Annotated in this window: 13 protein-coding genes and 1 pseudogene; 2 read left to right on the top strand and 12 right to left on the bottom strand. The window is 67.4% G+C overall.

Going from position 1 to position 10135, the window contains the following annotated elements:
- The 10 genes and pseudogenes from ACT4N8_RS01485 to ACT4N8_RS01530 all read right to left on the bottom strand — a co-directional run.
- Positions 1-396: pseudogene (locus ACT4N8_RS01485) on the bottom strand (hypothetical protein); the annotation flags it as partial.
- A gap of 161 nt (positions 397-557) precedes the next feature.
- A complete protein-coding gene (locus ACT4N8_RS01490; protein WP_444856366.1) occupies positions 558-896 on the bottom strand; it encodes a DUF1491 family protein in 339 nt (112 codons plus the stop codon).
- Positions 893-1351: a PaaI family thioesterase gene (locus ACT4N8_RS01495; protein WP_444856367.1), complete on the bottom strand. Its 459-nt coding sequence runs from the start codon at positions 1349-1351 to the stop codon at positions 893-895. The genes ACT4N8_RS01490 and ACT4N8_RS01495 overlap by 4 nt, the downstream gene beginning before the upstream one ends.
- Positions 1341-1808 carry a PTS sugar transporter subunit IIA gene (locus tag ACT4N8_RS01500; protein ID WP_444856368.1) on the bottom strand — a complete coding sequence of 156 codons (468 nt, stop codon included), beginning with the start codon at positions 1806-1808 and terminating at the stop codon, positions 1341-1343. The genes ACT4N8_RS01495 and ACT4N8_RS01500 overlap by 11 nt, the downstream gene beginning before the upstream one ends.
- A gap of 58 nt (positions 1809-1866) precedes the next feature.
- Positions 1867-2433 carry a ribosome hibernation-promoting factor, HPF/YfiA family gene (gene hpf / locus ACT4N8_RS01505; protein ID WP_444856369.1) on the bottom strand — a complete coding sequence of 189 codons (567 nt, stop codon included), beginning with the start codon at positions 2431-2433 and terminating at the stop codon, positions 1867-1869.
- Positions 2434-2511: 78 nt separating this feature from the next.
- Complete coding sequence (dnaQ, locus tag ACT4N8_RS01510) at positions 2512-3213, bottom strand: DNA polymerase III subunit epsilon (protein ID WP_444856370.1); 702 nt, start codon at positions 3211-3213, stop codon at positions 2512-2514.
- Between the two features lie 8 nt (positions 3214-3221).
- On the bottom strand, positions 3222-3815 hold the full coding sequence (coaE, locus tag ACT4N8_RS01515; protein ID WP_444856371.1) for a dephospho-CoA kinase: 594 nt from the start codon (positions 3813-3815) through the stop codon (positions 3222-3224).
- Positions 3812-4687 carry a shikimate dehydrogenase family protein gene (locus tag ACT4N8_RS01520; RefSeq protein WP_444856372.1) on the bottom strand — a complete coding sequence of 292 codons (876 nt, stop codon included), beginning with the start codon at positions 4685-4687 and terminating at the stop codon, positions 3812-3814. Before ACT4N8_RS01520 ends, coaE begins: the two co-directional genes overlap by 4 nt.
- Positions 4687-5280, bottom strand: a complete 594-nt coding sequence (locus tag ACT4N8_RS01525; protein ID WP_444856373.1) for a Maf family protein — start codon at positions 5278-5280, stop codon at positions 4687-4689. Before ACT4N8_RS01525 ends, ACT4N8_RS01520 begins: the two co-directional genes overlap by 1 nt.
- Positions 5277-6098: a pyruvate, water dikinase regulatory protein gene (locus ACT4N8_RS01530; protein ID WP_444856374.1), complete on the bottom strand. Its 822-nt coding sequence runs from the start codon at positions 6096-6098 to the stop codon at positions 5277-5279. The genes ACT4N8_RS01525 and ACT4N8_RS01530 overlap by 4 nt, the downstream gene beginning before the upstream one ends.
- Before the next feature lie 313 nt (positions 6099-6411).
- Between ACT4N8_RS01530 and hemE the strand changes: the two genes are divergently transcribed.
- On the top strand, positions 6412-7440 hold the full coding sequence (gene hemE, locus ACT4N8_RS01535; protein ID WP_444856375.1) for a uroporphyrinogen decarboxylase: 1029 nt from the start codon (positions 6412-6414) through the stop codon (positions 7438-7440).
- Complete coding sequence (locus ACT4N8_RS01540) at positions 7440-7892, top strand: CopD family protein (RefSeq protein ID WP_444856376.1); 453 nt, start codon at positions 7440-7442, stop codon at positions 7890-7892. Before hemE ends, ACT4N8_RS01540 begins: the two co-directional genes overlap by 1 nt.
- 7 nt (positions 7893-7899) lie before the next feature.
- Here ACT4N8_RS01540 and ACT4N8_RS01545 read toward each other — a convergent pair whose 3' ends face one another.
- Together ACT4N8_RS01545 and ACT4N8_RS01550 are read right to left on the bottom strand one after the other, a co-directional pair.
- Positions 7900-8367, bottom strand: coding sequence for a Csu type fimbrial protein (locus tag ACT4N8_RS01545; protein ID WP_444856377.1), 468 nt, complete (start codon positions 8365-8367; stop codon positions 7900-7902).
- Positions 8354-10135, bottom strand: a 1782-nt coding sequence (locus ACT4N8_RS01550) for a fimbria/pilus outer membrane usher protein (RefSeq protein ID WP_444856378.1), incomplete at its 5' end; no start/stop codon positions are given. The genes ACT4N8_RS01545 and ACT4N8_RS01550, both read right to left, overlap by 14 nt.

Below are 10135 nucleotides of genomic sequence, written 5' to 3' on the forward strand. Positions count from 1 at the left end.
AAGGGCCTCGCTCCGCGCCTCGTAATAGACCGCGCGCGCGAGGCACTCGGCTTCCTGGTCGGGAGTCTCGGTGGCCGCGAAATCGGCGACCAGATCGGCGAGCGAGCGCCCGTCGCGCTCGGCCGGCTCTGGCGGCGGCGAGGGCAGAGCGGGCGCGAAGGCATGGACCGCGACCGGCGTGTCGGGGGTCAATTCCGGCGTTTCCGGAGTCGCCGCGTCATCGAGGTCGTTGAGGCCGAGATTGGCGGCGGTCAGGCCGCTCGCCGCATGCTCGACATAGGAGATGCTCGGATCGCCCTCGGCCTCCGTCGCGAAGGAGGGGCCGCTTAGGCTGGCCGCCGAGGCAAAAGCAAAAGCCACCGCGGTCAACGCCGCGGCGCGAAAGGAACGTCGCATTGAAACCCAGGCCTGTGCGGTTGGCCGATCGTACGCCGGACGAACACCCGTCCTGATCGCCCCCCGACTCGCGTGACCGTCCTTTGCCGCCTGGCAAATGCGGTCGGTCCCCGCTCGTGCTCGAAGTGCTCGACGGCGGCTAGGCCCGCCCGCCGCGCGGGTCAACCGATGGCGTTCATTTCAGCGGCGAACCGTTCGGCCGACGCGACATCCAGTTCCACCGCCCAAAGATCGGGATCGACGCGGCGGCGGCGCGCGAGCAGGTCGTCATAGGCGGCGTCCGAATCGAGCCCCTCGCCCGAATCCCGCCAGGCATAGCCGCCGTCGGGTTGGAGCATGCGCTCGAGGAAGGCCGCTTTTCGGCCGCGTTCCGCGAGAATGACGGCCACCGCGCCGGCCGTCGCATCGCCTTTCGCGAGGACCGCGCCGAAGCCGCCTTCGGCCTGTGCGCGGCGGATGAGCGCGGCGACCAAAACCGCGCTGGCGAGGCGGGGCGTCATCCGCCCGGCCGGTAGCCGGGCAGGCTGGAGAGCGCGATGTGCGAGCGCATGAAGGTGCCGGTGCCGCGCGCCGCCTCCTCGCCGTCGGGCATCAGCAGCCGCGCCTCGCCGACGAAGACCCGGCGCTTGCCGCTGATCCAGCGCCCTTCCGCGACCACCGGTCCTTCCTTGAGGGGGCGGGTGAAGACCAGGTTGAAGGCGGTGGTGAGGAGGAAGCGGTCGCTCACCATCGCGTTGCAGGCGTAGAAGGCGGCATCGTCCATCATCTTGAAGTAGATCGTGCCGTGCGCCGCCCCCGCTGCGTGGAAAGCCTCCTTGGTCACCTCGAAGCGGATCCGGGCCAGGCCGGGTTCCGGAATTTCGATGTCCGAGCGGACGACGTCGTTGATGGGGGCGCTGCGATAGAGCGATTCGAGCGCCTTGAGATGTGCGCCCGCGCCCGATTCAGGCGGCATCGCGCGCTTCCTCGCCGGCGAGCAGTGCGTAGATCGCGTCGCGCGAACGGGCACCGCGCAGCTTGGCGAGTATCTGGCGGTCGCGGAAAGCGCGGCTGATGCTGGCCAGCGCCTTGAGGTGATCGGCGCCCGCGTCGGGCGGCGAGAGGAGCAGGAAGACGAGATCCACCGGCAGCCCGTCGACCGCGCCATAGTCGACCGGCGAAGCGAGCCGCACGAAATAGCCGGTGCAGCCTTCCAGCCCCTCGATCTTGCCGTGCGGGATGGCGGTGCCGCCGCCGAAACCGGTGGCGCCCAGCTTCTCGCGCGCGTTGAGGCTGGCGGCGATGGTCTTGGCGGGAAGGCCGGTGCGCTTGGCCGCGGCGGCGGCGAGCTGTTGGAACAAAGCCTTCTTGTTGGAGGCGCTGAATGCCGCCTCCACCGATTCGCCGTTCAAGATGTCCGATAATTCGCTCATTGCCGTCCGATGGGCTGTTGGAGCCCTTGTCTGCGAGGAAGGATAAAGGGGCGAAAAGCTAGTCGCGCTGCGGCTCAACCCAGCCGATCGTCCCGTCGCCTCGTCGGTAGACCATGTTGAACGCGCCCGTGCCGCTGTTGCGGAACATGAGCGCGTTGGTGTTGCGAAGATCGAGCAGCATCACCGCGTCGGAAACGCTCGCGCTCGGGATGTCGACCCTGGTCTCGGCGACGACCGGCGGATGGTCCGCCGGCTCCTCCTCATCGGGCGGAGGCGCAAAGATCGTGTAGCCAGCCTCCAGCGCCTCGGCATGCGAGCTTTGCGCGTGCCGGCCCTTCAGGCGGCGCTTGTAGCGGCGGAGCTGAGTCTCGACCCGGTCCGCTGCCTGATCGAAAGCGGCGTGGGCCTCGGCGGCGGCGCCGCGGCCCTTCAGCACCACGCCCTGCGGCACGTGCGCGACGATGTCGCAGGTGAAGCTGTGGTCGTACGGCCCTTTGCCGAAGGTCACCTGGGCGGAGATAGCGCGCGAGAAATATTTGTCGGCAATGCCGCTCAAGCGTTCGTCGACCTGGCTCCTGAGCGCCGCGCCGGTATCGATCTGATGCCCCGAGACCCGGATGTCCATGGTCTGCTCCGCTGCTTGGCTCAAGCCGGGCATTTGGGCGCGCCGGCGCGCGAGGTCAATGCCGGCTCGACCGGCCGCTCAGAGCCGATTCCAGATCGGCTCCTTGATCCGGGCGAGAAAAGCGGCGTGCCGCGCCAGCTCTTCCGCGCTCGGCGCGTGCGGGCGCGGCGAGCGGATCGTGGCGACCAAAGGCGCCTCCACCGCGATCGACAAGGCGGCGGAATCGGAGGCCTCCTCGACCGCATCGGCGACGAGCGTCAGGCCGATCTGGCGGCCGCCGGTTAGTTCGACATAGACTTGGGCGAGCAATTGCGCGTCGAGCAGCGCCCCATGCTTGATCCGCTGCGAGCGGTCGACGCCGAAGCGGGTGCATAGCGCGTCGAGGCTGTGCTTGGCGCCGGGGAATTTCTGACGGGCGATGCTGAGCGTGCAGACCATCCGCGACATGCACACGCTCGGCCGGCCGCATTCGCCCAGCTCGTGGTTGATGAAGCCGAAATCGAAGCTGGCATTGTGGGCGATCATCGGCGCCTCGCCGATGAAATCGAGCAGCTCCTCACAGACGTCGGCGAAGGCGGGCTTGTCGGAAAGAAAACGGTCGGAGAGGCCATGCACCGCCTCGGCCTCGCTCGGCATCGGCCGGCCGGGATTGAGATAGGAGTGGAAGCTGCGCCCGGTCTCGACCCGGTTGAAGAGCTCGACGCAGCCGATCTCGACCACCCGGTCGCCGTTCAGAGGAGAGAGGCCGGTGGTCTCGGTATCGAAGACGATTTCGCGCATCGCCCCTGCTATGAATCGCCCGCGCCCGAGAGGCAAGCGACGATGCGGCGAACCGAGTCCCTCGTTTCCTCCATGGAACAATCGGTCGGGATGACGAAGTCGGCGCGCGCCCTCTTCTCCGAATCGGGAACCTGGAGCGAGACGATGCGAAGGAACTTCTCGGGCGTCATACCCGGCCGGGCGAGGGTGCGCAGCCGCTGGATTTCCGGATCGGCGGAGACAACCGCGACCTTGTCCACCGCTTCGGCGAGGCCGGTCTCGAACAGCAAGGGAATGTCGAGCAGGACGAGCGGCGCGTCGGCGTGCGCGGCGAGAAAGGCCTCGCGCGCCTCGCGCACTGCCGGATGGATCACGCCCTCAAGCCGGCGCATCGCCTCGGGCTCGGTCAGCACCCGCTCGGCCAGCGCGCCGCGGTTGACGCCGGCCTCGCCGGTCGTCCCCGGGAAATGCGCCTCGATCTCGTCGACCAGCGCCCCCGCCGGTCCCTGCAGCCGGTGCACCACCGCATCGGCGTCGAAGACGGGCACGCCCTCGTCGGCGAACATCCGCGCCACGGTCGATTTGCCCATGCCGATCGAGCCGGTGAGGCCGAGGGTGATCATCGGATCAGCAACTCTCTCAATTCCGCGTCATATTCACGCGGCGGCTCGGCTCCGAACAGCGACGAAAATGCGCTTCGAGCCTGTGCAACGAGCATGTCCAGGCCATCTATCGTCGGCATGCCCAACTCCCTTGCCTTTCGCAAAAGCGATGTCTCGACCGGATCGTAGACCAAATCGAAAACGAGCGTGTTCGCCGGATAAAGCTCAAGCCGAATGGGAACCGGAGGATATCCCCGCATGCCCATAGCGGACGCGTTGACTAGGATATAGCTGTAGCGCTGCTCCTTGTCTCCTTCGTCCCCGATGCTGTCGCTGAAATAGCCGGTGAGCGCCTCCAGCCCCATGCTGTAGCCAAGCGCAGACCCCGCGCCGAAGCGATCTGCCAATTCGTCCGCTTTCGCCTTCGTGCGGTTGAAGAACTCGATGTCGGTGCCGCGAATGGCTGAGGCTATCGCGCGCGCAGCCCCGCCCGCGCCAATCAGGTGGAAGTAGGTAGCGACATGGTGCTTGGGCAATGGTTGTTGAGGGCCTTCGTTCAGTGCCTCAGTGAATCCCGAGGCGTCCGAATTGGCGCCCGACAATCGGCCGCCGGATGCGATTACCAGATTGATGGCGCCGCATCCGCTCGCGAACCGATCAAGCTTGTCGACGAGCGACATAGCTTGCCGCTTCAATGGCATAGTGAGATTGCAGCCACGCCAATCGGGATCGAAACGACGTCGGTCGAGATAGGCGGGAAGCTCGTTGGCGGTAACCTGAGTGGCGCGATAGTCGCCCTCGATGCCCAGCTTCCCCAGCCAGAATTTGTGGATCAGCGGCGATTTGGAGTGGGCGATCGGGTCGCCGATCACTTCGGCATAGGGAATGCCCATCAGGTCGCCAGCAGGCCACGCTCACGCAAATAGGCGAGCAGGGGGAGCAGCGGCAGACCGAAAATCGCGAAATGGCTGCCGTCGATACGCTCGAAGAGTTGGCCGCCGAGCGCCTCGACCCGGTAGCCACCGACGTTCGAGCGCACCGCCTCATATTCGCGGTCGAGATAGTCCCGGAGAAATGCCTCGCCGAGCGGGCGGACGGCGAGCTCGACGCTCTCGGTCGCCGCCCAGGCGGACTCGCCATCCTCGAGGATCGCGGCGGCCGAATGGAGCCAGTGGCTGCGGCCGCTGAGGGAGCAAAGCTGGTCAAGCGCATCCTCGCGCGAGACGGGCTTGCTCAGCATCGTGCCATCGTCCAGCTCGAGCGTCTGGTCGGCGCCGAGGACCAATGTGTCCGCCGGCGCGGCCACGCTCTTCGCCTTCAGCTCCGCCAGCATCTCGGCCATGTCGCGCGGGCCAAAGCCGGCGGCGGCGAGACCGGTTTTTGCCTGATCCTCGTCCAACCCGGTGGCGACCGCCTCGAATGGGACACCCGCCGCCTCGAGCATGCGCCGGCGAGTCGCGCTTTGCGAGGCGAGGATGAGTTTCAACCCGCCCCCGCCTCGAGCCGCTCGGAATAGAGCTTGGCGATGGCGAGCGCGCTTTCCTCGATCGAGCGGCGGGTGACGTCGATCACCGGCCAGCCATTGTCCGCGAACAGCCGCCGCGCGAAGGCGACCTCGGCATTGACCGCCTCGATATCGACATAGTCGGTCTCGGGCGCCTGGTTGAGCGACAGCAGCCGGTTGCGGCGGATCTGGACGAGCCGGTCGGGATTGGTGGTCAGCCCGACGATCAGCGGATGCTTCAGCGCGAACAAAGTGTCGGGCGGCGGCGATTCGCGCACGAGCGGCACGTTCGCGACCTTGAAGCCGCGATTGGCGAGATAGATGCTGGTCGGCGTCTTCGAGGTGCGCGAGACGCCGGCGAGGACGATGTCGGCCTCCTCCCAGTTCTCGGGCGCGATGCCGTCGTCATGGGCGATGGTGAACTGGATCGCGTCGACCCGGGCGAAATAGGCCTCGTCGAGCGCGTGCTGGCGGCCGGCGCGGCCTTTGGCCTGCTCGCCGCTGATCGCGGCCAGCGCGTCGAGGACCGGATCGAGGACCGGGACGGCGTGGAGCTTGCGCTGGCGGCATTTGCGCTCGAGCTCCTTGCGGATTGTCGGGTTGACCACCGTGTAGAGGACGAGGCCGGGCCGCCTTTCGACATCGTCGAGCACCCTGTCGAGATGGCCTTCCGAGCGGACCATCGGCCAGGGATGGCGGATCGCCTCGACGCCGTCGAACTGGGCGAGGCAGGCATTGGCGACCATGTCCAACGTCTCGCCGGTCGAGTCCGAGAGAAGGTGAAGATGGAGCTCGCTCACCTGAATCCATGCCTGTGGAAAACCATGGGGAAATCGCTAGCTGAACCCTCGGGGCGGCTGCAAGGACAGGATTCGTCCACGGCCATCGCCGATCCGTCCACAACCGCGCCCACGGTGCATGCTTTCGCCCCCCAGCTTGTGAAGAACGGGGATGGGCCCCGCGAATCCGCGGAAGTCCGCGGCCGCGCACGAGTCAAGCTGTTGGCAAAATTTGTGCGGGGCCATAAACCCCGCTCTGCCGATCCCTACTGACTCCTACAGAATCTAGAATCTCTAATATTATAGAGAAGAGAGCGGAGACCTCCTGCCCGCCATGCCCCGCCCTGCAAAGCCCCTGCTGACCGTCTTAAAGGGCGGAAAAGCCGAGAGAAAACCGATCTGGCTGATGCGCCAGGCGGGGCGCTACCTGCCGGAATATCGCGCGCTTCGGGCCGCAAAGGGCGGCTTTCTCGAGCTCGTCTACGATTCCGAGGCCGCCGCCGAAGTGACGCTGCAGCCGATCCGCCGGTTCGGCTTCGACGGTGCGATCCTCTTCTCGGACATTTTGATCGTGCCTCATGCGCTCGGCCAGGATTTGCGCTTCGCGGCGGGCGAGGGGCCGCATCTCTCGCCGCCATTGACCGACGCGGCGCTCGACTCGCTGACATGCGTCCCGGCGCGGCTGGAGCCGATCTATCGTACTGTGGAGAAAGTCGCGGCCGCCCTGCCCGCCGAAACGACTTTCCTGGGTTTCGCCGGCAGCCCGTGGACGGTCGCGACCTACATGGTGGCGGGCCAGGGCAGCCGCGAGCAGGCCGAGGCCCGGGCCCATGCCTATCGCGATCCGCAAGCCTTCGGCGCGATCATCGAGGCGATCGCCGAGATGACGGTCGACTATCTCTCCGGCCAGATCGCGGCCGGGGTCGAGGCGGTGCAATTGTTCGACAGCTGGGCGGGCAGCCTCGCCCCGGCCCAGTTCGAGCAATGGGTGATCGCGCCCAATGCGCGGATCGTCGCGGAGCTAAAGCAACGCCATCCCGACGTGCCCGTGATCGGCTTTCCGAAGGGCGCCGGCGCCAAGCTCGGTGCCTATGCGCGCGAGACTGGGGTCGACGCGATCGGGCTCGACGAGACGGTGGACCCGGTCTGGGCGCTCGGCGAGCTGCCCGAGGACATGCCGGTCCAGGGCAATCTCGATCCGATGGCGCTGCTCGCGGGCGGCGCGGCGCTTGAAAGCGCGGTAGCGCGCATCCTATCTGCCTTCGAAGGGAGGCCGCACATCTTCAATCTCGGCCACGGCATATCGAAGGACACGCCGATCGCGCATGTCGAGCGGTTGCTCGATCTCGTGCGGGGCCGCTGATGCATGCGCTCGATTGGGCTCTGGCAGTGACCTACGCCTGGCTCAAGGCCGGCCACATCATCTTCGTGATCTTCTGGATCGCGGGGCTGTTCATGCTGCCGCGCTTCTACGTCTATCATCAGGAATCGCCGGAGGGATCGGACGAGGAGCAGAGGTGGCTCGAGCGCGAGCGCAAATTGCGCGCGATCATCATCACCCCCTCGATGATCCTGGTTTGGCTGCTGGGTCTCAGCCTCGCCTATGTGACCGAAGCGTGGACGCAGGGCTGGTTCATCGCGAAGTTCGCGATCGTCTTCGCGCTATCCAGCTATCACGGCTGGCTGGTCGGCTACGGCAAGCGCCTCACCACCGGGGGCAAAAGGCTGGACGGCAAGACGCTGCGGCTGATCAACGAACTGCCCGGCATCGCGGTGGTGCTGATCGTCGTCCTGGTCATCGTCCGGCCCTTCTGATGCCGCGTCAGAAGGTCACAGTCACCACGATCGTGTCGACATAGCTTCCGGCGGGCACGTTCTGCAGCGCCGGGATGCGCCCGAAAATGTCGGCCGAGAAGCGCCGCCGCCCGCCCGACACGTTGCCCTCGGTCAGAGTCACCGTCGACGTCCCGCCACTGCCGTCGCCCCAAACGACGGTCCGCGAAGTGCCGGTATAGAGATTGTAATCGAGCTGCGCCGCCCCGCTCGACATGCGCCGGGCCGAGAAGCTGCCCGAGCTGCCGGTGCTCAGCGCGATGTTCACGGACTGGTCGCTGGGATGGCAAGCGATATCGATCGCGCCCGTCCCGTCGTCCGGGCCCGTGGCGCGCGGATCGTAGGCGCCGAACATCACCCCGGTCGCGCTGACCGTGCAGGCGTCGGCGGGCGTGCCCACGATCAGCACCGCGGCCATGGCCGCCGCGAGCAGCCACCGGCTTTCAGTTCGCCGCATAACGCGATTCCTCCCGGCAGATCAGCCCGTCGAGGCGCGGCTGGGGATCGTCCGATGGCGGCACGTCGACCCTGAAGGCGCAACTCCGATCGCCCCAGCGTGCCCGCAACAGCGCCGTCCCGGTCAGGCCAGGCACGTAGATTTCTCCTTGTCCGACAACGACATAGGTTGCGGCTTCCTGTCCGACCCGGACGCGCGCGCCGGCGGGGAGCGCGCTGCCGTCCTCGCGGCGCACGCGCATCAGCACGCCGCGCTCGCGCCGGACCGAAAAGCGGACGGCGGTCCCGCTTCGGGCAAAAGGCCGGATCGCCGTCTCGAGCGATTCGACCTGCGCATCGAGCGGCAGATCGGCATCGTCGACCCGGATCCGGTTGATGTCGAAGGCGCGAAGACCGGGCACGATCAGGGCGCCGTCGCCGCCGGTGACCCCGACGAGATGATCGTCGGCATAGACGCGAATGCCCGGCTGGTCCTCGACCCGAACGATCGCGAAGCTTTCGCCGAGGCTTCGAGAGGCGAAGGCGCGGCCGTCCACCAGGCCGATCGAGCCGGTGGCCGACAGGCGCAGGCCGGTCCGGCCGTCGACATGGGCGACCTCGCCGAGCAGGCTCGTCGCCGCGAAATTGTGCGCATAGGCGGCTTCGAACCGATTTATCTTCCCAAGGCCCACTGCGGCGCGATAGCCGCCGCCGGTCGCTTCGGACGGATCGCTTTGAAATCCGGCGTAAAAACTGTTGCCGCCGCTGAGCTCGAAGCCGGCCTGGGCGCTGCGGCGTCCGCCGAGGGCGACCGTGACATGCGCGCCGAAGCTGGTTTCGCGCCGGCCCGCGATCGTCTGGCGAGCGAACAGGCCGAGCGAGGCCGAGGGCAGAATCTGGAACGAGCCCGACAGGCCGGCGAAGGTCTCGCTCGGCCCGGCGCGCGGCGCGCGGTGCAGTATCTGAAGGCCGACGCTGCCGCGCCAGACCGGAAAATCGGCGAACGCCTGGATCGTGTAGCGCGGCGGCCGCCAGCCGTCGGGCATGCCGAGGAAGCCGAAGTGCGCGCTGGCAAAATCGGCCCGCAAACCGAAGGAGAGCCGCCGGGTCTGTCGCTCGAAGGAGGCGGCGAGGCGGTAGCCGAGCCCCTTGTCCGAGCGGCTGACCGAGACCGAGCCGCCCACCTGGCTCAAATCGAAGGCCAGAGCGGTGAAGCCGAGCCCTGCCATCTGGCGCTCCGCGCTCGCCTGGGCGTGCGCCTCGCCGGTGATCCGGTCGCTGAGGCCGTAGCGTTGCGTGGTCGAGACCATGAACGCGCCATAATCATTGCTGCGGCGGCCGAAGCGGCGGCGCAGGAAGCCGGCCTCGTAGGAAAAATCGTGCAGCCCGCGCGCCAGCAATTGCGGCGAGGCATAATAGGATTGCTCCGAAATCACCTCGCGCCCGAGCAGGTCGCGCACCACCAGTTGGACCGTGCCGCCGCCGGTCTGGACCGGGATTCCGGTCAGCTCGAACGGGCCCGGGGCGACCTCGCGGCTGCCCTGTAGGACGTTGTTGACATAGACATCGCCGACCGAGGGGACCGCCGCGCTGCCGGTGCCGCTCGGCAGGGGCATGGTGATGAAGCCCGGCTGGACGGCGTAGTTGCGGTGGTAATGGACGCCGGCGAAGCGGACCGGCGCCGCGCCGAGCCCGCCGAACGAAACCGAATCGCCGATCCGGATCGTGCTGGCGTTTCGCGGCCGGTCGATCGTCCAGCTCGTCTCCAGCCGCACCGCGCGGGTCGGCCC

Origin of the sequence: Sphingosinicella sp. (assembly GCF_052387495.1) — a bacterium.
GTDB lineage: Bacteria > Pseudomonadota > Alphaproteobacteria > Sphingomonadales > Sphingomonadaceae > Allosphingosinicella.